Genomic DNA, 23,214 nt, shown 5'->3' with positions numbered 1-23,214 from the left:
ACTGTGAAAACGTTGAAAGTGGGCGTGTGCCTGATGGCGGCCGTGTTGTTGAGTGGCTGCAATCCGCTGATGAGCGCTTCGTTGAACAACCTCAAGGCGTCGGTCATCGGACCGGATGAGCTCGATGTGTCGGCGGAGCAGGTGGCCGGGGTCAAGTATCCCCAGCTCAAACTGACCACGCCATCCGGCTCCGGGGTGCTGGCGCTGGTGCGCGAGCGTGAGGACCTGCAGTTCTGGGTCGCCTCCGGCAAGCAGGTGTTGCTGATGCGCGACGGCCTGGCCCTGCGCACTGTCGGCCTGGGCGTGGAGGGTGATCTGGACGGCACGCGGCTGTCCGATGACTCGCCGTTCAAACAGGGCCTGCATCGCATCACCGACGGTTACACCAGCCGCCGCTGGATCGACCTCTACAAGGGGCAGGAAGTCGGGATCATCGTCAACAGCCGCTTCTCCCGAAAATCCCTGGAAACCCTCGACATTCTCGACAAGGAATACTCCGTGCTGCGTGTCGATGAGCAGATTGACGCGCCGGCCATCGGCCTGCGCGCGACCAATCGTTACTGGGTCGATCCGGTGGACGGTTTCATTGTGCAGAGTGAACAGCAACTGACCTCGCAGTTGCGGGTCAGGATCGTGCAATTGACCCCTGACCGCAGGCATGTCCCGTGAAGCGGCTCAGAGCGCTCTCGGCGTGCCTGATGTTGCTTGCCGGTGCCAGCGAGGCCGCGGTGATCGTCAGCGGTGATGTGGCCAACCCGGGCCCGATCGAATTGCCGGCGGGCGGGCGCTTGCGCGATGTGATCGGCGAGGCCGTGCCGAATGCCGAAGGCTACTGGCTGGCGGGCGTCCTGTTGCGCCAGTCGCTGCTGGAAGAACAGACGCGACTGAAGGTCGGCGTGCTGTTCGATCTGGATGTGCTGCGGCGTATGGCCATGCTGTTCGACAAGCCGAGTCGGGCGGCGCTGGCCCAGCGTCTGGCCGAGCAGGTCCGGCAGATGCCGGTGACCGGGCGGCAGATCGCCGATCTCGATCCGGTGGCGGTGGAAGTCGGCTTCGCCCGCAACATCCGTCTCGACGATGGCGATCAACTGATCTACCCGAAACGGGTCGACGAAGTCGAAGTGCTGGGCGCCGTCGCCGAGCCGTGCCGCTTGCCTTATCAGCCGTTGCAGGAGGCCCGCGAATACCTGCAGGGCTGCACGTTGCTGGAGGCCGACGCCGATGCCGATTACCTGTGGCTGATCCAGCCCAACGGCGAATCGCGGCGGGTCGGCATCGCCCACTGGAACCGCGAGAGCGGGCAGATACCCGTGGCCGGCAGCAAGATTCTGGTGCCGGTGAAAAACGATGATCTGGATCCGCCTGTCCCTGAACTGAATCAGCAGTTGGCCGAATTGATTGCCACGCAGTTGGCTGAGGTGGTTCGTTGAATTTGCGTTTTGCAGCTGTGTTGTTATTGCCGTGTGGCCTGGTGCATGCCGAGCCACGCATTACCCAGAATGACTTCGGCGGCGTCGGTCTGTTGCAGACCCCGACCGCGCGCATGTCGCCCGCCGGTGAGTTGAGCGTCAACGCCAACCGCACCGAACCGTACAGCCGCTACAGCGTTTCGTTGCAGCCGCTCGACTGGCTGGAAGGTTCGTTTCGCTACACCGCCATCACCAACCGTCCGTACGGTTCCGAAGCGCTGAGCGGCAGCCAGAGCTATAAGGACAAGGCGGTCGACGCCAAGGTCCGGCTGTGGCAGGAAAGCCACTGGGCGCCGGAAGTGGCGCTGGGCTTTCGAGACATCGGCGGTACCGGTTTGTTTGCCAGTGAATTCTTCGTGGCCAACAAGCGTTATGACAACTTTGATTTCAGTGCCGGCATTGCCTGGGGTTACATCGGCAATCGCGGCGATGTCGACAACCCGCTGGGTTCGATCAGTGACCGCTTCAACACCCGCCCTGATCTGGAAGGCACCGGTGACGTCAACGCCGGCTCGTACTTTCGCGGCAAGCCATCGTTTTTCGGTGGCGTGAGTTACCAGACACCCTGGGATCGCCTCAGCCTGAAACTCGAATACGAAGGCAACGACTACAAGCACGAGCCCAAGGACAACATCATCAAACAGGACTCGCCGATCAACCTCGGTGCGGTGTTCAAGGTGACTGATTCCGTCGATGTGAGCGCGGCCTGGGAGCGCGGCAACACGGCGATGTTTGGCATCACGTTCCACACCAATTTCGTCAGTCGCAAGGCCCCGGCCAAAACCTTCGACCCACCGGCCGAACCGCTGCCGGCGAAGGCTCCGAGCACGAAGATGGAAGAGGTCAACTGGGCCGACGTATCCCGGCGCTTGCAGCAGAACGCCGGCTACAAGGTCGAGCGCATCACCCAGCGCGATTCCGAACTGATCGTGTACGGCGAGCAGCAGCGCTATTTCCATTCGCCCAAGGCGGTTGGCCGTGCGAGCCGGATTCTCGACAACAGCGTCAACGACGACATCGACTGGTTCACCGTGGTCAACAAGCGCTACGACCTGCCGCTGGAAGAAACCAGCGTGCCTCGCCAGACCTTCCGCGAAGTGATCAACAACGAGGAACCGCTCCAATCGCTGCACCGCACCACCGAGATCAATCCGGCGATGCCGCGCAACGAGAAAACCCTCTATACCGAAGCGCCGCAGCACTTCAATTACGGCGTCGGCCTGGGCTTCAAACAGAACGTCGGCGGTCCCGATGGCTTGCTCTATCAGTTCACTGCCGACCTGGACGCCGAGTATCGCTTCAACCGCAACACCTGGTGGAACGGTTTGCTCAGTCAGAACCTGATCAACAACTTCGACAAGTTCAGCTACGACGCACCCAGCGGCCTGCCGCGTGTGCGCACCGACTTGCGTCAGTACCTGACCACGTCGGACACCACCATGCCGCTGTTTCAGGTCAGCCACGCCGAGCAACTGGACAAGGATTTGTACGGCATGGTTTACGGCGGTTATCTGGAATCGATGTTCGCCGGGGTCGGGGGCGAGGTGCTGTTTCGTCCGACCGGCAAGCGCTGGTCGATCGGTGCGGACCTGAACTACGTGCGTCAGCGTGAATTCGACCAGGGGTTCGGCCTGCGTGATTACTCGGTCTGGACCGGCCACATCACCGGCTATACCGATCTGCCGTTCGACACGCTGGCCGCGGTCAGCGTCGGGCGTTACCTGGCGGGCGACTTTGGCGGCACGGTGGACATCTCCCGCGAGTTCTTCAACGGCGTGCGCTTTGGCGCCTGGGCGACGATCACCTCCGCCGGCAGCGCCGAGTATGGCGAGGGTAGTTTCGACAAGGGCCTGTACCTGTCGATTCCGTTCGACGAAATGATGAGCATGTCGACCATGCGCCGCGCCAACCTGGTGTGGGCGCCGCTGACCCGTGACGGTGGCGCGCGGCTCAACCGCAGCTTCCAGCTGCACTCCATGACCGACAGCCGTGAAGGGGACATGTTCTACCGCAACTTCGGGAAGATTACCGAGTAGGTTCGGGAGAGTGGGCAGTCAAAACGGGAGCCTGATGGCTCCCGTTTTGGTTTGTGGTGATCTCGTGGTGAGGTAGATAGGTTCAAGCTCATTGTTGAACGCTTGGGCGCTATCGTCAGGTCAAACGACATCAAATCAACTGACCCACCGTGGTCGCAAGCTACCTGCCACCTCCCCAAATCCCGCCCACAAAAAAGGGGACTTTCGTCCCCTTGCGGTAGTGCTTCCTGAAGCCCTGCGTCTCAGTAAATATCCTTCGACAACAGCGTGAACGGCGTCTTCACCAGAATTTTCAGATCCAGCCACAGCGACCAGTTGTTGATGTACTTCAGGTCGATCTCGACGCGCTTTTCCATCTTGTCGAGGGTGTCTGTCTCACCCCGGCAACCGCTGATTTGCGCCAGGCCAGTGATGCCCGGTTTGATTCGATGACGGGCCATGTAGGCGAGGATCTTGCCCGAATAGTAGTTGTTGTGCGCCACGGCGTGCGGACGTGGGCCGACCAGTGCCATGTGCCCTTGCAGCACGTTGAACAGTTGTGGCAGCTCATCCAGCGAAGTGCGACGGATGAAGCGACCGACCGCGGTAATGCGCGAATCGTTGCGGCTGGCCTGCTTGACGTCACGGTCATCGTGAACGCGCATCGAGCGGAATTTCCAGACCTTGATCACTTTGCCGTTCCAGCCATGGCGATCCTGCTTGAAGAACACCGGGCCCGGCGAGTTGAGCTTCACCGCCAGCGCCACGGCCAGCAGCACCGGGCTCAACAGAATGATCGCCAGCAGGGCGACGGCTTTTTCCACCAGGCTCTTGCTCAGGGCAGCAGTCGGGCGGCTGGTCAGCGGACTTTCGTTGAGGTAGATCGCCGGCAGGCCATCCACGACTTTCACCGAGTGATTGAGCAGCGTCAGGCTGTTCAGGTCCGGCACCCAGACCACGTCAACGTTGGCATCCAGCAAGTCCACATACATCGCTTCGATCTTGGCGGCTTCCGACAGCGGCAGCGTGATGTACAGGCGGCGGATGTCGTGGGTCTGGATCAGCTCGAGCAGTTCGTCCTGGGCGCCGACAACGCGCGGGGCGTCCGCTTCCAGAGACGGGGTATCGCCGTTGCTGACCAGGCCGACCAGCGGCAGGTTTTCGTGCTGGCTCAATTTCTTCGCCAGGCCCAAAGCCAATTCGCCGGTGCCGACGATCAGGGTCTTGTGCTCGCTTTTGCGCGAGCGCTGGTAGAACTTCGAAAACGCATGCAGCGGTGCGTACAGCAGTGCCTGACCCAGGAAACCGTATACCGCCCATTCAAGGATGACCTGGCGGGAGAACAGCGCATCGGCCTTGCAGATGAAGGCGATAAACGCCAGCCCGGCCATGGTCATGAACCAGCCCATGAACAGTCGGCCCAGCCCGGTCAGGTAATTGTCTCGCTTTCGATACGCGCCGCTGAAGGTATAAGCCGGCACCGAGGCCAGAACCGCCAGGATCGTGCACATCCGATAGTAGAACTCGACGGTGCCTGTGTGTTGTTCGGCCAGTATGAACAACAGGGAAACAACGAAACTCTGTGCCAGCGCCCATTGGCCCCAAAAGGTCAGTCCCTTGAGGCCGGTGTTTCGATTGATACGAAGAGAAAGATCCATACGATATCCCCAAAAGACGTCCATTCAGGTTTCGACAGTAGAAAACCGAGTTGTTAAGCAGACTTGTTATTGTTGTTTGAGCCAGTGTCCTGAGGTAACAACGCCGGAATGCGGAACTGTCGTCAGTCAATAGACTAAGTTATTGCCGGGGATGCTGTCTGACGAGTTCTAACAAGATGGCACAGTGCCAACTTATTTGAATTTCCAATATTCAAACGTTAGAAAAGGTCGAAAGGCAGGGGGTGAATAATCAATATTGTGTTTGCTATCGTAGGTGGGGTCAGGAGGCGGGTATAACCAGGGAGGGGTAAAACCAGACAGAGTGCTTTTTTATTTTTGTAATCGCACTTTTATCTGTTTGTCTTGGTGTGGGGGACGTTGTTCAGGCAACAACTTCCTGGATCAGGCAATAACCGCGATTGCGCACGGCACGAAACAATCGCTCACCGTTACTGGCGTTCTTGAATTTGTCTTGAAGACGGCTCAGGCACATTTCCAGTCCCCGGTATTGCTCCGGCTCGCGGCCGATGCTGAGGATCAGATCGTCGCGACTGACAACGCGATCTTCGTGGTGCAGCATCTTGCGCACCAGTGCGGTTTCGAGCCCGGTGAGACTGATTTCGACACCCTCTTTCGTCAATGCGCCCTGATCATTGTCCAGATGCCAGGCGTCAGTGCAGGGCGCGTCGGACTCGATCGTCCGGGAAGTTTCAGTGGTGTCTTCGGATACGGCCGTGGAACCGTGGAACGAGTACGCCGATTGTGCTGCCAGCCATTGCGATTCAAGCGTAGCCAATAGGCGCTGGGTATCGTGTTCAATGCTGCGTGCGACATGCTTCCTTGTGCCGCGTGGGTAAGTGAACTCCATCAGCATCGGAGTGGAAGAGGGCGAAGCAACACCTTCAATAAACATTTGTGCCTGAGACGTGCCAAACGAATTGAAACGCTCACTGGAGAGAATGCTCTCGAGTTCGCGTTGCGACGCTGAGCTGTTAGTCACGACAACAAAGTATTTTCTTGGGAGGGTCGTGCTGGTTTCCATGTCTCTCTCCTAAAGTACACACCAAATTTGGCGAAAAAATAATGGCAGGCGAGCAATGTTTTCCTCGGAATTAATCGATCAGGCAGGGTCTGGGCCCAAAGATGGCCCTCGATAAGTTCCACTCGGTCTGCGTTAGAGTAATGGTTTATTGTTATGTTTAAGTGTTGCAGCGCTCATGCAATTGACGGCTTTTTATTAGATATGTGACGCGGTTAAAACTATGAGAATGTGGATGTTTGAAGCGTTGCATCAGACGTTCCCTCGTATGCTGCAAAAGAGTGTTTCCCTGAATCAAGGGGTCGAGATCAACCCCCGCATCAGACGATAGCCATACCCGCGAATGCTCTGTATGGCGTTCGTACCGTACACGTCCTTGATTTTCCCACGCAAGCGGCTGATGGATTTTTCCAGCGCCCGAGGGTCGTAGAATTGGGTGTTGAGCCCCATGATGCCGGCGATTTCATCGTGGCTGAGAATGTGATTGCCGGTCTGCGCAAAGGCTTGCAGGATCTTCATTTCGGCAAAGGAGATATCCAGCTTCTTGCTGGTGTCCGAGAGGCAGATGCGGGTGGGATCCAGCATCAGGCTGATATCCCGCTGCCATTCTTCGCTGTCGAAGAACTCACCCAGCAGTTCCGCGCTTTCATCGGACAAGGTATTGAGTTTGATACAGAAGTCGGCACCGGCCAGAAAATACTTGATCTTGTTGTGGGCGCCGCGCCCCGTGATCACTGCACAAATAATCGGCTTCAAGTTGTCGTTACGCAGGTTTTCCACCAGGGCAAGGTTATCTTCGAGTGCCTGAGGGCTGTCGATGATAATGAAGATCGCCCGATACAGGCCGTGATATTCGTTGTGCTGATATGAACTAAGGTAGGCGTCGGCTTCAACAGCCACACCGCTCTGCACATGCTTTGCGATTAGCGCGCTAAAGTGTTCAGCCACGCCACGGGTACGGCCCAGGGTGAGAACACCTGGTTCGTCGGTTGTGCGGCGCGGGCTTCTAGTCGCTAAGTTACCTGTAAGCATCATGCATTGACTCGAAAAGGTGCTGACATCGGGATGTTAAAGCACCGGTTCTCATCTGTGACTGACAATTGGTAACATTCGGACGAATTTTAGACGTGGCTCCCGAGTTTTCTAACAATAATTAAGCGATTCAAGCTTTTAGTTGATTTTTTCGGGGCTGTGAACTAACGAAATTGAGGCCGTTAGATGGTGGCAATATGGAATGGTGCCACTATTTTGTAATTATCGCGACCTGTTTTTATGTCCCTTGGCCATCACTCAACTGCATACGTATCAGAGCAGTGTGAGGTGGTTCACATTTTATGGGGAGGCCTGTGTTTTGGCTATAACGTCGACAAGTTCACATGCGGACGTTTATTAACATGCCTTGAGTGTGGCTTTTGATAAGACATATTCTCCGTCCTCGAGTCGGGCAATGGGTGCGCATCTGCCAATTGTTTTACTTCAGATACTCAATGCCTGAATGCATTTAACAGGGCGCCCGCAAAGAGCGCTCTGACGGAGGAATAATGGATTTACTGACCTTGTTCAAGGTGCTGATTCTTGGGGCGGTAGAAGGCCTGACCGAGTTCCTGCCCATTTCCAGTACGGGCCACCAGATTATTGTTGCCGACTTGCTGGAGTTCGGCGGCGAACGCGCGATGGCGTTCAACATCATTATTCAACTGGGCGCCATTCTGGCGGTGGTCTGGGAATTTCGCCCGAAGATCTTCGAGATCGTCAAAGGCCTGCCGACCCAAAGCAATGCCCAGCGTTTTACCCGCAATCTACTGATCGCCTTTTTCCCGGCGGTCATTCTCGGCGTGTTATTCGCCGACACGATTCATGAATACCTGTTCAACCCGATCACCGTTGCCGTTGCATTGGTGGCGGGCGGCATCGTGATGTTGTGGGCCGAGCAACGGGATCATGCAGTGAGTGTCGACCATGTGGACGACATGAAGTGGGCCGACGCGCTGAAGATCGGTTGCGTACAGTGCCTGGCGATGATTCCGGGCACGTCGCGCTCCGGTTCCACCATCATCGGCGGTTTGCTGTTCGGCCTGTCACGCAAGGCCGCCACGGAGTTCTCGTTCTTCCTGGCGATGCCGACCATGGTCGGCGCTGCGGTGTATTCCGGCTACAAGTACCGCGAACTGTTCCAGAGCAGCGACCTGCCGGTCTTCGCCCTGGGCTTCGTCGTCGCATTCATCTTCGCGATGATCGCCGTGCGCGGCCTGCTGAAGTTCATTGCGAACCACAGCTACGCCACCTTCGCCTGGTACCGCATCGCCTTCGGCTTGCTGATCCTTGCCACCTGGCAATTTGGCTGGGTCAACTGGACGGCTGCGACGGCAAGCTGATTACTGACTGCTGAGCAGCGCAGCGACGGCGAGGTCATTCAATTCAGAGTCGGGCGAATCCTGACGAAACCGCTGCAACGCCGAAGTGAAATACGCGGCTTGCAGCATGCCGTCACTGGCGAGGAAATAACGTGCCGCTTCAATTTCCTCTACCGAATACACACGTTTTTTCAGTCCGGAAATGTCCGACATCCCGTCGACTGTGACCATCGTCGTCGTGAAAACCAGAAAACCAGACATCTGGGTAGATTGAAAAGGGCCATTTTCCCCGTTGCCGCACCCCTTCGCAAAATCACAGGATGCATAGGCGCTTGCAGAGAGAGTCGAGAGTAAAGCGAGGAGGGTGAAACGCTTGAATAAAACACAGCTGAACGCGGGCATAACCAAAAGACATCCTGTCAGTACAACAAAACTCCGGGCAACGCTCATTCGTTGCCCACACGCTCCACGCGTCGATCAACGCCCGGCCAGCAACTCCGCCGCCTGATCCAGCAACGCCAGCGGATCCTTGGCCTTGTGGATATCCACCGACAACAACTGACGAAACTTGCGCGCCCCCGGGAAACCGGTGCCCAGGCCCAGCACATGCCGGGTGATGTGATGCATCGCACCGCCGGCCAGCAAATGCTCGGCTATATAAGGCCGCAACTGCGCCAGCGCCTCGGCCCGGCTGATCACCGGCGCGCTGCTGCCGAACAACTGCTGATCCACCTCGGCCAGCAGATAAGGATTGTGATACGCCTCGCGCCCCAGCATCACCCCGTCAAAGGTCTGCAGATGCTCATGGCAGGCCTCCATCGTCTTGATCCCGCCGTTCAGAATGAACTCCAACTCCGGAAAATCCGCCTTCAACCGCGCCGCCACGTCATAACGCAACGGCGGAATGTCCCGGTTCTCCTTCGGCGACAACCCCTCAAGAATCGCAATCCGCGCATGCACCGTAAAACTGGTGCACCCGGCCTCCCGCACCGTGCCGACGAAATCGCACAGCTGCTCATAACTGTCCCGCCCATTGATCCCGATCCGATGCTTCACCGTCACCGGAATCGACACCGCATCACGCATCGCCTTCACACAATCCGCCACCAACTGCGGATGCCCCATCAGGCACGCACCGATCATATTGTTCTGCACCCGATCACTCGGGCAGCCCACGTTCAGATTCACCTCGTCGTAACCGTGCTCCTGCGCCATGCGCGCGCAAGCGGCCAGGTCCAGCGGAACACTACCGCCCAACTGCAACGCCAGCGGGTGCTCGGCTTCGTTGTGACGGAGGAACCGCTCGTGATCGCCGTTGAGCAGAGCGCCGGTGGTGACCATCTCGGTGTAGAGCAGAGCGTTTTTCGACAGGATGCGCAGGAAGTACCGGCAGTGACGGTCAGTCCAATCCATCATGGGCGCAACGGAGAACCTTCTAGACAGCGTAGAGCCGGTGTTTGTTGGGTATGTAGCTGAATTCTGTACCATTTTGCTCTACGTGTTCTAAGCCGGTTTCAGGGGGTAAATAGGCGTTTTCTGAGGTCGGTTGGTACAATGTACCAATCACCTTTCAAATTGTACCAGTTGACTATGGCCACGATCAGAGCACGGAAACGCACCGACGGCAGCACCAGTTACACGGCACAGATACGCCTGTTTCGCGATGGGGCGCAAGTTTACCAAGAGAGCCAGACCTTCGCCCGAAAACAGGCCGCACAGGCTTGGGTACGTAAAAGAGAAACCGAACTGGATGAACCAGGTGCGATCGAGCGGGCGAACCGACCGGGTGCGACGATTAAGGAAATGATCGATCGGTACTTGGCCGAGATGACCAAGGCGCGCCCTCTCGGGAAGACGAAGCTCGGCACGTTGAAGGCGATCAGCGAATGCTACCTGGGGAAGTTGAACGACAGAGATGTAAGCAGCCAGCACCTGGTCGAATACGCGTTATGGCGCATGGGCAAGGAGGGCGGGGGCGTTCAGCCTCAAACCGCCGGTAACGATCTCGCACACCTGGGCGCGGTTCTCTCGATTGCTCGGCCCGCTTGGGGGTATGAGGTGGATCCGCACGCAATGGCGGACGCCCGCCGAGTGTTGAAAAAGCTCGGTTACAACATGAAAAGTCGCGAGCGCGATCGCCGGCCCACCTTGGAAGAACTCGACAAACTGCTGACGCACTTTCGGAGTATTCAAAGCCGTCGTCCGACTTCTATCAACATGCTAAAGCTGACTGGATTCGCGTTGTTTTCCACGCGTAGGCAAGAAGAGATTACCCGGATCCGGTGGGATGACTTGGATGAAGCAGGCCATCGGGTTCTTGTTCGTGACATGAAGAACCCTGGGCAAAAAATCGGTAACGACGTCTGGTGTCATTTGCCGCCAGAAGCATGGGAGATCCTTCAGACCATGCCTAAAGTGTTGCCTGAGATCTTTCCTTACAGCGCTGAATCAGTGTCCACATCCTGGACAAGGGCCTGCAAAATTTTGGGCATTGAAGATCTGCATTTTCACGACCTGCGCCACGAAGGCGTAAGCCGGCTTTTCGAGATGGATTGGGATATTCCGCGAGTAGCGAGCGTGTCTGGACATCGAGACTGGAACTCAATGCGCCGTTATACCCACTTGCGTGGGCGAGGGGATGTTTATGCAACTTGGGAATGGTTCGAGCGCATCCTGCAGGCGCCCGTAAAGCTGGGCGCCAAAACGTTGAAGTGAATTAGCTGCTGCGCGGCGCGCTATTCAATTGATTACTTTCTTTGACTGCTGCAGCGCGCTGTTCATCCAGATAGGCCGACAGGTCTGCAATATGAACACCTTTGGCACTTTTCTGGCTCGGCTCCATGCGAGTAATCGGGAGCTTGATCTGCCCGGCACCAACTTTGCGTTGAAACATATCCGTTGTCAGGTGCGTGAAATAATCCTGGCACACTCGATCCAGGGGAATTACCACTTGGCCATTGTATTGGGCCATCAGTACAAACAGCGTTTTCATAGTGCGATACCTTCGAGTGAGTAAGTTCGATCAATTGGGGGGCGGTCTGCTGTTGATTTGCCTGCCAGTAGTTGAGCGACAACAGCGAACTCTGCCGCATCGATGTCGCCCAACTCCTTGGCGAAAGTGGTAAGGCATTCAAGCCGGATCCGCGCTGCTTCAGTTTTCCGTACTCGATAATCAAACAGCGCTGTACCTACGATTCTGATAGCCATCAGATGCCGAGCGTGCGGGTCACTATTTTTGAGTGTGTTAGCCTGTGAATCACTGCTGCTTTGGTGCTTAGCTTTCATGGCGTTGCTCCCAGTGGTGGTTGATGTCGGGGAGCTGCAACTCCTCGACATCGCTTCTCATCCGTCAGTCTCGACGGGCCAGGTGAATAACCAGGTCAGCGTAATTCGGGTCTTCCTCGGTGCAGGATTGCCATTCCAGTACGCTCAAAATCTGCTGTGGGCTGCATGAGTCCACCAGGATTTCGCGCTGGCCGCCTGCAGCACGAACTTCAAGAATCTGCAGCAGCCCGTCCTCGCCATAAGCCCCGGCTTGAATCACCGGCTGGCTTTTCCCCAACGCATTCAGGTGATCGATGATCTCCTGCAGCTTGTTCGTGTTGCCGTCGCCGGCATTACCCATAAAGACTTGGATTTGCATCGGTGTAGCCTCCTTTTCACGCTTTGAAGATCCAGCACTTGACCGTCGTGGGACGGCCCGGCGCCAAGGGGGTTCTGCTGTTCATCGCTGCGCGGACTGCGCTGTGTACCGCTTTATTTGCTTCCAGAAACTTGTGCGAGCGTGACTCTTTCAGCAGGTCGCGCAGGGTGGCCACGTCGGCCAGCTTCTGTTTGTGTTCGGCGGCGCGTTCGCTGAATTCGTTGAGGTTGATCGCGATCACGTTCGGGTCGCTGCTGTGATCAACCAAGGGGTCGTCATTCAGCGATTCGAGGTAGTCGTAGACCTCCCAGAATTCGGCCACCGCCGGATGGTCGGAGCTGATCGAGGCCTGGCGCTCGATGGCCATGCGTACGATCTGGCGCTGGGTCGCGGCTACCTGAGGCTCGTCCAGTTTCAGAACCAGACGCAGGGCATCGAGCAGCGAAAGCAACTGCGCGTGGTTTTTGCTGATCCGCTCGACGCGGATGTATCCGCGCAGGTCATACCCGCAGCTGCTGCAGTTGCCTTGCTCGTTGAGATATTCCGTACCGCAGGCAAAGCAGTGGGTGTGCAGGCGGCGTAGCCTGGCTTCGTGTTCGGGCATGCGCTGGGCGAAAAGCTCGAGGACGGCCGACTCTTTACCGACGGCCCGAATCAGAAAATGGCTGAGCGTGCCGCCGTCCAGGGCGTTCAGCTTGTCCGCTGCAGCGCGGCTTTGCGGCGTCACTGTCGGCCGGATGAAGTGCAGCTTGACGATCCGGGTCATGATTGCTTCATGGGCGACCACGGCCGCGTTCTGGCTTATGGCGATCGTGCCGCGAAACGGCGGTTCATAGGTCTCGTTGCCGGCGGTCTTCACGCCTTTGGTGGCCAACGTGCCGCCGCCGTAGAAGTCTTTGAGTTCGTCCCATTCGAAGGTCTTGGCGTGCGATCGATCATCGCCGTGGCGATCGGCTTCCAGAAATACCACCGGCATGCCCGACACCTGGCCCATCAACCGCGAGCGACCGGCTTTCGTCGACTTCATTGGGTCGAAGCCTTCGTAGCCTTCACGGCCGAGCAGTTTCCACAGCAGGTTGAGCAGGGTGGTTTTACCGGCGCCGGCCTCGCCGGTGGCTTCCAGAAAAGGGAACGACTGATAGCGCGCCCGGATCTGCTCGCAGAACAGCGAACCGAAGAAGAACACCAGTGCGACCAAGCCCTGTGCGCCGAAGCAGGTCCACAGCAGCGGCAGCCAGGCTTCATTGAAGTCCTTGCCATCTCGCTGCAGTTTGATTGGGACGCCTTTCTGCAGCGATTTCAGCCGCAGTTTTCCGAACTCGAAATAGTCCTCGCTGTTGACCTTGTAGGTCGTGCCGTCCTTGATCGCCAGGTCGCCGTAGACGTAGCAGCCGTATTCCTTGCTGTAGCCCACGTAGTCGATCGTCGACACGGTTTTGATGCCGAACAGTTGGTCCTTCATCAGCTTGTCCAGTTGCTGACCGCTGCCGGTGTACATGGCGCCGGCGGCCATGCCAAGCAGGCGTTTTTTGAATTCGCTGGCGGCTGAAAGCTGGCCGCTGGTGAAGGTGTTCTTAACGCTTTCGGAGTCGTGCGGGAAATCGACGCGCAGGTAATACCAGGACTCGTCCGTCACTTCGTTGCGCTGGAAATACAGGGCTTGCGGGTAGCAGTTGGCAATCTCGACCACGCTGCCCGATTGCTGCAGGGCTTTTTCGCGCTGCTGTGCTTGGTTGAGCAGTTGGTCGTCGTGGTTCTCGCTGTCCTCGATGTCCTGCATCGCCCGGTTGAATTTCTCCATGTCCAACTTGAACCAGTACAGGCGACTGCCGAAGCCCAGGTGGAATTCACCGCGCTTGTTCCAGTCGTACATCAGCAGCGCTTTTTCGGCGGCGCTCTCGGCCAGCAGTAGCGCACCCAGGTGACGCACCTGTTTCAGATCAGCCGCGATCTGTTCGGCGCGTTGGCTCTCGTCTTCGATGAAACTCCAACGTTGATGCAGATCGTTCCAGTCGTTCTTCCGGCCATCACGCAGCGGGATCTGTGCCGCCTCGCAGACGAACCCCAGCGCGCGGGCCTGCTTCGCCCAGCGTTTGGTGTAGGCGTGGGCGCCCGGTTCGTTGTCGAGTGCCCAGACCAGCTTGGGCAGCTTGCCGTCGCGGTTACGGGCGAGGGCTCGCAGCGACTCTTCAGGGAATGCATTCGAGGACATGGCCGACACCGCGACGATGTCGTTGTGCACTAGGGCGATGGCGTCAAAGATGCCCTCGACAATCCAGACTTCTTTCGCCTCCAGAAGGTCCACGCAGGGCGGGCACCACCAGACGCCTCGATAGCTGTCCTTAGATTTGAACCGGGCTTTCATCTTGCCGAAGCGATGCGGCCGATCGATAAGGCGTTCCCACCAGCCGCCTTTGTCCAATGCGAAGCGCACGGTTGCGCTGCCGGCGTTGTGGTCGGGGGAGTAAAAGCTTTCCTGGGTGAACCAACCCTGGATCAGCTCAATGCGAAAACCCCGGGCGAATTCCAGGTAGGCACGGGCTGTCGCGTTGGGGTGTTGGTCAGTGGCCGGCGCACGCTTGCTCCAGTCTTCGAACAGGTCTTCATACAGCTCTTTCACATGTAGGGTGTGAGCGCATTTTTCAGGTCTGCCGCAGATAACCAACCACGGAGCATCAAAACGGGTGTACAGCGTTTTCTGACGGCACTTCGGGCAGGTGCCGCCGCGCATGTAGTCAGTGCTCGTCCGATGCTTGAGCCCGTAATCGGTTTTCAGGCGCTCGATCACGTCGCTGCGCAGTTGCTCTTTCATGGGGTTACTTCGCTTTCTTGAGGCAGTAGGAGAGGGCGCCAATCAGGTGTTTCTGAGCGGCCATCACGGGGCAGTGGGCGAGGATTGAGCCGTGGCGCAGGCCATCGGGAATCAGGCGGAACTGGTCTGCGTACCAGAGTTCGTTGAAGCTGAGACGGTACTGCTCGCGCAGGTTGGCCAAGAGCGCTTGAGCCTCTACAGGCGTCAGTTTTGCGTTGATATGCAGGGCGTTTTCCATCGTCAAACCTCAATTTCGGGCGCAGCTCACCCAAACCCACGGCGATGGGTAACGGGGATTTTTTGGTTAGGTGTTAGGAAGCGGTGATGCGGAAGCGCCCGTTATCGGGAGCAATGAGGATGCGTTCGTAGATCAGGCTGACCGGGATTGCCCAGGCGTTGCCGGTGGCGGTATCGAAAATCACGGTGTGCGTTGATGTGCTGTTGATGACATCCAGTCGCTGCCGATCGCTGACCGCTGACATTTCACTGTTGGCCAGATGCACCAGGCGTTCGGCGTGCTGCGGCGTGGCGTTGTAATCCGTTACAAGGTGCTGAACAGCCCGTTTGAACAGTTGCTGATCGTCGCCCAGGTGTTCGCACTGATGACGTTCAAGAAACGCAAAAGCCGCTGTTTTGAGCATGTCCTGATACTCCTGTACGGCAAGCAGATTGTTCATTGGTTTTTCCCTGGTTTGGCGCGGTACAGGTCGATAGCGGCCAGCACTTCAGCGTGACGTGCGGCCATGTGGAGGTTGTGAGCAGCAAGGATGTGTTCGGCTTCATCCATGCTGATAGAGCCGTCTTCCAATGCCTGGGCAATCGCCTGGTCAACGCAACCGCGCTTGGCCGATACCTGCACCGACCGGGCATACAGTTCGACGTTGTCCAGCTTCTCCGGGTCGGCAACGGCCACAAACAAACCGCCATACATTTGCGCCACGTAGTTCGGAAAGTGGTTAGTGCCGCTGGCTTGCTCCAGCATGTAAACCTGGACATCCGTCAGTGGACTGCAACCGGCATTCTCGTAGGCGTGGTTGTCGAACTTTTTGACTTTCATTCCCAAGTGATCGGCAGCGCCTTCGCGTCCCTCGGGAAAACTGCGAATGATCTCGCGCATTGCTTCCTTGCGCGTCTTTAGAACTGGGCTTTTCATCTTCTACTGTTCCCTGTTAATACAGATCGTTACTGTTCTATTACGCCGTCTTTGATACCCAGTAGAACGGCGGCGCGATGTGCCTCCCCACGGCGACAATGGCTCTGACCACTCAGCACCGCGTATACGGTGCTGGGATTCAGGTTGTTCAATTCAGCAAAGTTCTTCGCGGTCTGGCCTCGCTTCTCCAGCGCTTCACGCGCTTGTATGCGGGCTTGCTCGGTGATGGTTGTGTTGGGCATAGTGCAATTCCTTGCGTTTTCGTGTGATGACGAGCGCAGGATGTGGCAAAAAACTGCCATTGTAAATATCTGAGTGGAAAAAAATTGACCCTGTCCGAAGAGATTGGCGCCCGCTTGCGACAATTGCGTGCCCAGGCTGGGCTGACGCAAGATCAGCTAGCTGAAAAACTTGGTGTCTCAAAACGAACTCAAGGAAATTATGAATCTGGGGCGAGTGATGCCCCCGCGTCTTACCTGAGCCTCGCAGCAAGCGAGCTGGGCTTTGACGTTGCATTCATCGTCAATGGCATCCGTACCACGCTCCCGAATGAAGCGCTTTCAGAAGTAGAGGACTGCTTGATTGCTCAATACCGGAGCATTACTCCCGGTGACCAAGAGGCAATCCGCCGGTTTCTGAAAGCAATGGCTGACGACGCTGCCCGTCAGAAGACTTAACCCGTTACATAGCTTGTACGACAATGGTCGTCCCTACGTTCTAAAGTCGGTCCTCATCCCGTCAATGCCGATTCACCCATGCACTTTATGGAGTAGTCAGCATGTTGGATCGCATCAAAAAAGAACCTCTTTGCTTGGGATTCGCCGAGTTCGAATGGCATACCCTGAGCAAAGCGGAACGCCGCCTCATAGGCCTTTACCGGTCATTGAGTGAAAAGGAGCAAGGTCAGCTTCGTCGGCTATCTGAAATTCTTGCCATCAATCCTGAAGAGTCAGCCAACAACTGATGTCTTGATCGCCGACGTTTCGGTGTCGGCGATTGACCTGTCACGCAACTGCCTGCGCCCCGAGCTGCTCGAACAACTCTCGCTGTTTCGCCCTAGGCATTTCCCGGAGACGATCGAACAGCAATCGGTCGAAGGTCTGAGCTGATGGACTCAGCGTGTGGGAAAACGTCAAATGGGCGACCCATGTATGCCCGCACTGGACGTCCAGGCACTGGCAATAAAGCGTCACGAAATCTGGCGATTGCGGCTTGCTATCGCGGATTAATCCCTTGTTTCCACACTTACATGTCACTCGCATATGTCCCTCCCCAGGGGCAGCTGAACGCTACCATATTGCCACATTTTGTAGTGGCATCCGCTGCGCTTACTGTTTCATGCAGTGACATCCACTGTGTCAGGTGCAGGTTTCCAGCCAAACCGCCTATCTTCGCGTAGCCGGTCGTTCAGCTGATTGAACAACTGACAGATCGGTCGAATCTCGTTGCTGGTGTACACGCGATCGATCTTCTCGATGTCGCCAAATCCGCCGGTGTTTTCCGGGATGATGCCGGCCAGTGCGGGGTTCATCCGCCAAGCCGCGATGACATCGTTTCGGGTGATGTTCTTCACCTTTTCCAGCTCGTCTTTCGCCTGGAAGTCACCCACGGGAATGATCTGAATCGCGTTCTCTTTGCCGTTGGGGATGTTCACGAACATTGAGCGGAAGTTGCCCACACCTTTGCTGGCGCTGATTTGGGCGCGCAGCTCGTCTTCGTCCTCTTCGGTCAGATCCGGGTCGTTGGTGTAGAAGATGTAGCCGGCGTGCGCGCCGTTGCTGTAGTAGCGCCGGCGGAAGAGGGTCGCAGCCTCATTCAGCAGCAACGCCTGCAGACCGCCCAGGTAGTCCGGGATCCCGTAAATGTTCTGTTCCACGTCGTAGTCCAAGACGTGGGAGATTTCGTGCGCCTCGAACTCCATTTCCTTGTTGTCGGGCAGCAGCATCACGAAGCCTCCGTCGACCTTCACGCGCATGTTGATCGCCGGCAGGTGCTGCAGCTCCAGCACCTGGCCGAACGCGTTGGTGTCGTTGTAGAAGTACGCTTCGCCGAACACCATGTAGTCCAGGCCGGCACGGCCCATCGTCTCCGTGCTGCAGCCGGCCGAGGCGATGAACTCACGCAGCAACAGGTTGCGCTTGAACTTCGGAATGGCGCCGTGGTGCGCGTTGGCGCGCAACAGCTTGGCCAGCCCAGCCCGTGACACCGGCGGCTTGTAGATCTTGCCGTCGTCGCTGGGAAACACACCCACGTACTCGCCGATGTTGCCGGACAGCACCTGCTCCGGTTCCCCGAACGTAAACGAGCGCATTGGCTGTTGCTGTGGTTGGGCTACGTGGTGCTTTCTGCGTTTGCGGTTGGCCATGGCTGCTCTGGTTACTCGTGACGTAGCGGCTACGGCGCCGCTTGTTGGTGTTCAAAGGTTCGTTGGACAGGGCGTGCATCACCGCCCAGGCAATGTCGGCGTGACCGGTGGCTTCGGTACGGGATGCGCTGTAGGTGATCTGGCCGCTGTTGGTGGCGCCGCGCTTGATGGTCAGGAACGCCTGGGCGATGTCCGTCCAGCCGGCGTCCCACTCGATGCGGCTACCTTGGATCGTGTCCTGAGCCTTGAGGACGAGCGCGTTTTTCGCCTCAAGGCTGTAGTGAATCGGCGTCGCCTTGGCGTAGAAGTCGCGCACCAGGTCGAACACGCCGTAACCCACGCCGGTGACGTCGATGCCGATGTGCTGGACGTTGAAGCGCTCGGTCAGCTTCTTGACCTGCGCGGCTTGGTAGGTGAACGAGTGGCCCCGCCAGCTGTGCTTTTCCAGAATCCGAAACTTCGCCCCGGGTTCGAGCGGCGGCGCAATGACCACGCAGGTGGCGTCGTCGCGTGTGCGGCTCGGGTCGTACCCCAGCCAGACCGGGCTGTTGCCGAACGGGCGATCCAGATCCGGGTTGTAGTCCTCCCACAACGACAGATCCGAGTAGCAGCGCTCCAGATCCTTGAGACTGAACGCGCTTTGCGTGCTGTCGATGAACTTGCAGTAGAACAACTGCTGGAATTTGTCTTCGTCGTACTCCAACTGCAGCTGCTCGAGGTCGAACAGATCGCAGCCGCCGGCGATCGCATCGTCCAGGGTGATCGTCTTGCGCCACTGGCCGTCCGGGCACAGCGCGCCCTGCGTGTAAGCCGCTTCGCTCGGCCACACGCCGCCGGCCTTCTTGCCGCGCTTGCTGTTGCGGAACTCTTCACCCGACCAGAACGGGTACGCCTGGTGCGAGACAGCGCTGGGCGTCGAGAAATAGGTTTTGCGCCATTTCTTGTGGGTGCCCATGGCGCTGGCGACGGTGCTGAGTTTTTCGAAGTCGCGAATCCAGAAGTATTCGTCGACGTAGACGTGGCCGTGGTAGCCCTGGGCGGTGCTGCTGTTGGTGCTGAGAAAGCGTAGCTCGGCGCCGTTGCTCAGGGTGATCGGGTTACCTGTCAGCTCGATGCCGAACCACTGCTGGGCGAACTGGATGATGTAGCTGCGGAAAATTTCCGACTGCGATCGGCTGGCCGACAGAAACACCTGGTTGTCACCGCTCAACACGGCGTCCATGAACGCTTCGCCGGCGAAGTAGTAGGTCAGGCCGACCTGACGGCTCTTGAGGATGTTCCGGACACGGCGGGTCAGTGGGTTCTGTTTCGCCTCGAACAGCTCTTTCTGGTAGCCGTACATTTTCGAGATGAACTTATCTAGGAAGTCCACTTCGGTAAGGCCGCTGATGTCGTTCTTGGCCTTCTTTTCGCGCTTCTTGCCGCCGCCTTCGCCACGCTCACGGCGTTGACCAGGCTGACGTTCGCGAGGCTCGTCCGGATTATCTGACGGCGCTGCCGGCGCAGGTTTGGCCGCGAGCTTTTTCAGACGCTCCAGCAGGCTTGTCAGCCGCTCCAGTTCGTCCAGTTCGGCTTTCGTCAGTGGGTCGATCTTTTCCAGAATCAGGGTGATTCGCCGGTTGACGGCGCTCAACGGTTCTTCGTCCGTCAGCATCTCGTCCCAGCCGCCTTGGCGAATCCAGTAGTAGACGATGCGGATGTTAGGCAGCTTCAAATGCGCCTGGATTTCCTTCACTGAACAGCGGCGCAGGTAGAGGCGTTTTGCAGCTTCTTTGACTTCGGTCGGGTAGTTCATGGGCCGCAGTCTATGCGGCGAAAACGCCGGAAACGCGGGCTGAGATGCGGCGTTATTCGTAGGGTTTTCTTCTACGAATCGTGCCGAAGCAAAGCGTTTGTTTGGGGGATTTCGGCTCCCTATCGTGGCGGCTCATTCAACGATTGAGCGCAGTCACCGACCATGCCCCGTTCCCTTGTCTCCTACTGGAAACGTGTTGCCACCAGCGGCCCGACCGTCGATGGCCGCGAGATCCTGCCCCAGGAACTGCGCGACATCGCCGAGACGTACACACCGGCGAAATACACCGCTGTGATCTGGTGCGACCACGAGCGCTGGCCAGGCTCGCACGGCACCGTATTCGCCGTGCGTTTGGTTGAAGAGGGCGAGGATCTTGAGCCTGGCCAGATCGCGCTGGAAGCGCAGTTGAAACCGAACGATCGCCTTTTGTACCTCAACGACCAGGGCCAGAAGCTGTTCAGCAGCATTGAAATCACCCCGAATTTCGCCGGCAGCGGCAAGGCCTATCTGACTGGCCTGGCGGTGACTGATTCGCCGGCGAGCCTCGGCACGCAAGAGCTGTATTTCTCCAATCGCACCAGTCGCGCCGCGTACTACGCCGCCTCACAAGAACTCGGTCCCCTGCGCGAAACCGAGCCGCAGGGCGAGATCGGGCGCCTGGCCGCCATGTTCACCCGTCTGTTCAAGCGTTTCGGTATTGAAGACACGCCCACCGAAACAAACCCGCAAACCCCAACCGAGAGCAAACCCCCAATGGATGAAGCTACCGCAACGGCCTTGAAAGCCCTGCTGGCCCAGCTGCTGGTCGTCGCTGCCGGCATTCAGGCCGTGATCGAGCCTGCAGCCGAAGATGCGCCGGAACCCGATCAGGCCCCGATCGATGACGTCAGCGCTGCAGTAGACGAGATCGTCACCACTGCCGAAGAGGACCGTGAATTCAAGCGCAATGGCGGCGGCAACAAGGCTGTGCTGGCCGCGCTGACCAGCCTGCAGAAGCAATTCACCGAGCTGAAGAACACCCCAGCCGGCCGCCAATTGCCGCGCACCACCGGCGCCACCGACAAATCCAAAGTGCGGGTGCTCTGACATGGCCCGTTCCCTGAGCGCCTACGGCGCCAAGATGTACGCCGAAATGCAGCTTGCGATCGCCGAGACCTACGGTGTCGAGCTGGCCAGCAAGATGTTCTCCGTTGAACCGTCGATCGCCCAGGAGCTGAACGACGCCATCACCGCCAAATCGGACTTCTTGCAGCGCATCAACGTCATTCCAGTGACCGAGATCAAGGGCGAGAAGGTGTTTATTGGCGTGTCCGGTCCGGTAACTGGCCGCACCAACACCAAGACCACCGATCGCGTGGCGAAAGATGCTTCGGCGCTGGACAACAGCACCTACGAGCTGTCGTCGACCGAGTCGGACGTGGGCCTGCCGTACGCGAAAATCGATGCCTGGGCCAAGTTCCCGGACTTCCATCAACGCTACTCGGCTGCCGTGCAGAAACAGATCGCTCTGGATCGCATCATGGTCGGCTTCCATGGTGAAAAAGCGGCTGCTCAGACCGACATCGAAGCCTTTCCAATGCTGCAGGACGTGAACAAAGGCTGGCTGCAGCAGCTGCGCGAACAGGCGCCGCAGCAGGTACTCAAGGAAGGCAAGACACCCGGCAAGGTCACCCTGGGGCCGGGGGGCGATTACGAAAACCTCGACGCCCTGGTGCATGACACCAAGCAAATGGTGGACGAGCGTCTGCGCGATGCCGGCGACCTGGTGGCGATCATCGGTTCCGACCTGTTGGCCGCTGACAAAGCCAAGCTGTACGCCAAGCAGGGCGACACCCCGACCGAGAAAGAGCGCATCGAAGATGCCCAGGTGATCGCCACCTACGGCGGTTTGCCGAGCTTCAGCTTGCCGTTCTTCCCGGTCAACGCTGTGCTGGTCACCAGCTGGGACAACCTGTCGATTTACTTCCAGGACTCCAGCTGGCGCAAGCAAACCGTGGACAACCCGAAACGCTCCCGCGTCGAGGATTACAACAGCCGCAACGAGGGCTACGTGATCGAGCAGCTGGAAAAAATCGCGCTGACTGAGAACGTGGAGCTGGTGAAGTGAGCCTGGCCCTTGCCCACAAGCGCCGCATTTTGGCTCAGGGAACCGCTGCAGTGATCGCTGCTGCAGCGGCACCGCTGGCGTATTCGCCGGCGGAAGCCCTGAGCAGCCCAGCCAACGCGAAAAAGCATCTGCTGCTGCAGGAGGCGGCAATGGCTCAAGACCTGGAGCGCCTGAGCGCGATCAAGGGGCTGGCCGGACGCCAGGCGCTCAAGCGTGAGGAACTGTTGCCCAAGTACCAGGACTTCATTCAGCGCTACATGGACTCGGGCCTGGTGATGCCGAACCCCGTCCTGGTGCAGGTGATGGTCTGGCTGTTCGATACCGAGCAGTTCGAAGACGGTCTGGTGCTGGCGGGCTTTGCGATCGAGCAGGGCCAGCAGATGCCGGAGCGCTTCAAACGGCGCGACGTGCAGACCTTCGTTGCAGACGCGGTGATCGACTGGGCCTACGGCGAATACAACGCCCAGCGCAGCCCGGAGCCTTACCTGTCGAACCTGCTGCCGCTTGTCGACGGTGAATGGGATCTGATCGAGCAAATCCCGAGCAAGTACCACAAGTTGATCGGCATGCGCGCCATGGAAGCTGAGCAGTGGGAAACCGCGCTCGAGCACCTGGAACGCTCCACCGAGCTATACGCCAAAGCCGGCAACGAAACGCGAATTGCGAAGTGCCGTAAGGCGATCGCCAAACAAACACCTGCCGTCACCGGCGCCCAATAACCGACTACCCCCCCAGCGGGGAACTGTGGACGTGTGTCTGCCATTTATGGACAGCCCCACGAAAAACAGTCTCCCCGCCCTAATT

26 protein-coding genes are annotated in these 23,214 nt (G+C 58.1%); 10 read left to right on the top strand and 16 right to left on the bottom strand.

Annotated features, from left to right (window positions below; translation table 11 throughout):
- Window positions 1–3: 3 nt before the first annotated feature.
- From L6D81_RS19630 to L6D81_RS19620, 3 genes are read left to right on the top strand one after another with little or no spacing between them, the layout of a single operon-like run.
- A complete protein-coding gene (locus tag L6D81_RS19630) occupies window positions 4–669 on the top strand; it encodes a YjbF family lipoprotein (RefSeq protein WP_236181548.1) in 666 nt (221 codons plus the stop codon).
- Window positions 666–1,430, top strand: a complete 765-nt coding sequence (locus tag L6D81_RS19625; protein ID WP_373874320.1) for a capsule biosynthesis GfcC family protein — start codon at window positions 666–668, stop codon at window positions 1,428–1,430. The genes L6D81_RS19630 and L6D81_RS19625 overlap by 4 nt, the downstream gene beginning before the upstream one ends.
- Window positions 1,427–3,505, top strand: a complete 2,079-nt coding sequence (locus L6D81_RS19620; protein ID WP_236181547.1) for a YjbH domain-containing protein — start codon at window positions 1,427–1,429, stop codon at window positions 3,503–3,505. Before L6D81_RS19625 ends, L6D81_RS19620 begins: the two co-directional genes overlap by 4 nt.
- A 242-nt stretch (window positions 3,506–3,747) precedes the next feature.
- Here the strand turns inward: L6D81_RS19620 and L6D81_RS19615 are convergent, their stop codons facing one another.
- From L6D81_RS19615 to L6D81_RS19605, 3 genes are all read right to left on the bottom strand, one after another.
- A complete protein-coding gene (locus L6D81_RS19615) occupies window positions 3,748–5,142 on the bottom strand; it encodes an undecaprenyl-phosphate glucose phosphotransferase (protein WP_236181546.1) in 1,395 nt (464 codons plus the stop codon).
- A gap of 382 nt (window positions 5,143–5,524) precedes the next feature.
- The gene (locus L6D81_RS19610) at window positions 5,525–6,184 is read right to left on the bottom strand and encodes a winged helix-turn-helix domain-containing protein (RefSeq protein WP_236181545.1); all 660 of its coding nucleotides are present in this window, start codon (window positions 6,182–6,184) and stop codon (window positions 5,525–5,527) included.
- Between the two features lie 291 nt (window positions 6,185–6,475).
- Window positions 6,476–7,216 (bottom strand): winged helix-turn-helix domain-containing protein, encoded by a 741-nt coding sequence (locus L6D81_RS19605; RefSeq protein ID WP_236181544.1) that lies wholly within the window; start codon window positions 7,214–7,216, stop codon window positions 6,476–6,478.
- A 506-nt stretch (window positions 7,217–7,722) separates the two neighbouring features.
- On the opposite strand from L6D81_RS19605, the gene L6D81_RS19600 reads away from it, so the two are divergent.
- Window positions 7,723–8,556: an undecaprenyl-diphosphate phosphatase gene (locus tag L6D81_RS19600; RefSeq protein WP_236181543.1), complete on the top strand. Its 834-nt coding sequence runs from the start codon at window positions 7,723–7,725 to the stop codon at window positions 8,554–8,556.
- Here the strand turns inward: L6D81_RS19600 and L6D81_RS19595 are convergent, their stop codons facing one another.
- Window positions 8,557–8,937, bottom strand: a complete 381-nt coding sequence (locus tag L6D81_RS19595) for a DUF2388 domain-containing protein (protein ID WP_236181542.1) — start codon at window positions 8,935–8,937, stop codon at window positions 8,557–8,559. It abuts the gene before it with no gap.
- Window positions 8,938–9,012: 75 nt separating this feature from the next.
- A complete protein-coding gene (gene dusA, locus L6D81_RS19590) occupies window positions 9,013–10,023 on the bottom strand; it encodes a tRNA dihydrouridine(20/20a) synthase DusA (RefSeq protein ID WP_236181541.1) in 1,011 nt (336 codons plus the stop codon).
- A gap of 102 nt (window positions 10,024–10,125) precedes the next feature.
- Between dusA and L6D81_RS19585 the strand changes: the two genes are divergently transcribed.
- A complete protein-coding gene (locus tag L6D81_RS19585; RefSeq protein WP_221399723.1) occupies window positions 10,126–11,250 on the top strand; it encodes a site-specific integrase in 1,125 nt (374 codons plus the stop codon).
- 1 nt (window position 11,251) lies between these two features.
- Here the strand turns inward: L6D81_RS19585 and L6D81_RS19580 are convergent, their stop codons facing one another.
- From L6D81_RS19580 to L6D81_RS19545, 8 genes are all read right to left on the bottom strand, one after another.
- Window positions 11,252–11,527: a pyocin activator PrtN family protein gene (locus L6D81_RS19580; protein WP_025111104.1), complete on the bottom strand. Its 276-nt coding sequence runs from the start codon at window positions 11,525–11,527 to the stop codon at window positions 11,252–11,254.
- Window positions 11,524–11,820, bottom strand: coding sequence for a hypothetical protein (locus tag L6D81_RS19575; RefSeq protein WP_236181540.1), 297 nt, complete (start codon window positions 11,818–11,820; stop codon window positions 11,524–11,526). The genes L6D81_RS19580 and L6D81_RS19575 overlap by 4 nt, the downstream gene beginning before the upstream one ends.
- Before the next feature lie 64 nt (window positions 11,821–11,884).
- Window positions 11,885–12,178: a hypothetical protein gene (locus L6D81_RS19570; protein WP_236181539.1), complete on the bottom strand. Its 294-nt coding sequence runs from the start codon at window positions 12,176–12,178 to the stop codon at window positions 11,885–11,887.
- 16 nt (window positions 12,179–12,194) lie between these two features.
- Window positions 12,195–14,990 carry a toprim domain-containing protein gene (locus L6D81_RS19565; RefSeq protein ID WP_236181538.1) on the bottom strand — a complete coding sequence of 932 codons (2,796 nt, stop codon included), beginning with the start codon at window positions 14,988–14,990 and terminating at the stop codon, window positions 12,195–12,197.
- A gap of 4 nt (window positions 14,991–14,994) precedes the next feature.
- On the bottom strand, window positions 14,995–15,228 hold the full coding sequence (locus L6D81_RS19560; RefSeq protein ID WP_236181537.1) for a hypothetical protein: 234 nt from the start codon (window positions 15,226–15,228) through the stop codon (window positions 14,995–14,997).
- Between the two features lie 73 nt (window positions 15,229–15,301).
- Complete coding sequence (locus tag L6D81_RS19555) at window positions 15,302–15,667, bottom strand: hypothetical protein (protein ID WP_085654362.1); 366 nt, start codon at window positions 15,665–15,667, stop codon at window positions 15,302–15,304.
- Window positions 15,664–16,143, bottom strand: coding sequence for a YmfL family putative regulatory protein (locus L6D81_RS19550; protein ID WP_236181536.1), 480 nt, complete (start codon window positions 16,141–16,143; stop codon window positions 15,664–15,666). The genes L6D81_RS19555 and L6D81_RS19550 overlap by 4 nt, the downstream gene beginning before the upstream one ends.
- Before the next feature lie 29 nt (window positions 16,144–16,172).
- A complete protein-coding gene (locus L6D81_RS19545; RefSeq protein ID WP_064381033.1) occupies window positions 16,173–16,385 on the bottom strand; it encodes a DNA-binding protein in 213 nt (70 codons plus the stop codon).
- An 84-nt stretch (window positions 16,386–16,469) separates the two neighbouring features.
- Between L6D81_RS19545 and L6D81_RS19540 the strand changes: the two genes are divergently transcribed.
- Window positions 16,470–16,820, top strand: coding sequence for a helix-turn-helix domain-containing protein (locus tag L6D81_RS19540; protein WP_236181535.1), 351 nt, complete (start codon window positions 16,470–16,472; stop codon window positions 16,818–16,820).
- 101 nt (window positions 16,821–16,921) lie between these two features.
- A complete protein-coding gene (locus tag L6D81_RS19535) occupies window positions 16,922–17,107 on the top strand; it encodes a hypothetical protein (RefSeq protein ID WP_236181534.1) in 186 nt (61 codons plus the stop codon).
- Window positions 17,108–17,147: 40 nt separating this feature from the next.
- Here L6D81_RS19535 and L6D81_RS19530 read toward each other — a convergent pair whose 3' ends face one another.
- The 3 genes from L6D81_RS19530 to L6D81_RS19520 form a co-directional block, all read right to left on the bottom strand.
- Window positions 17,148–17,405 (bottom strand): ogr/Delta-like zinc finger family protein, encoded by a 258-nt coding sequence (locus L6D81_RS19530; protein ID WP_081794887.1) that lies wholly within the window; start codon window positions 17,403–17,405, stop codon window positions 17,148–17,150.
- 74 nt (window positions 17,406–17,479) lie between these two features.
- Window positions 17,480–18,349, bottom strand: coding sequence for a phage portal protein (locus L6D81_RS19525; protein ID WP_236181598.1), 870 nt, complete (start codon window positions 18,347–18,349; stop codon window positions 17,480–17,482).
- A complete protein-coding gene (locus tag L6D81_RS19520; RefSeq protein ID WP_236181533.1) occupies window positions 18,261–20,303 on the bottom strand; it encodes a terminase large subunit domain-containing protein in 2,043 nt (680 codons plus the stop codon). The genes L6D81_RS19525 and L6D81_RS19520 overlap by 89 nt, the downstream gene beginning before the upstream one ends.
- Before the next feature lie 162 nt (window positions 20,304–20,465).
- Between L6D81_RS19520 and L6D81_RS19515 the strand changes: the two genes are divergently transcribed.
- The 3 genes from L6D81_RS19515 to gpM are packed head-to-tail and all read left to right on the top strand — an operon-like array spanning window position 20,466 to window position 23,129.
- Entirely contained in the window at window positions 20,466–21,389 is a 924-nt protein-coding gene (locus L6D81_RS19515; RefSeq protein ID WP_236181532.1) for a GPO family capsid scaffolding protein, read from the top strand.
- A gap of 1 nt (window position 21,390) precedes the next feature.
- Window positions 21,391–22,410, top strand: coding sequence for a phage major capsid protein, P2 family (locus L6D81_RS19510; protein ID WP_236181531.1), 1,020 nt, complete (start codon window positions 21,391–21,393; stop codon window positions 22,408–22,410).
- Entirely contained in the window at window positions 22,407–23,129 is a 723-nt protein-coding gene (gene gpM, locus L6D81_RS19505) for a phage terminase small subunit (RefSeq protein ID WP_236181530.1), read from the top strand. The genes L6D81_RS19510 and gpM overlap by 4 nt, the downstream gene beginning before the upstream one ends.
- Window positions 23,130–23,214 lie beyond the last annotated feature (85 nt).

The sequence above is a fragment of the Pseudomonas sputi genome, assembly GCF_021603585.1.
Lineage (GTDB): Bacteria > Pseudomonadota > Gammaproteobacteria > Pseudomonadales > Pseudomonadaceae > Aquipseudomonas > Aquipseudomonas sputi.
Note: the sequence above shows the minus strand (reverse complement) of the source record. Positions and strands in the feature narration are given on the sequence as shown.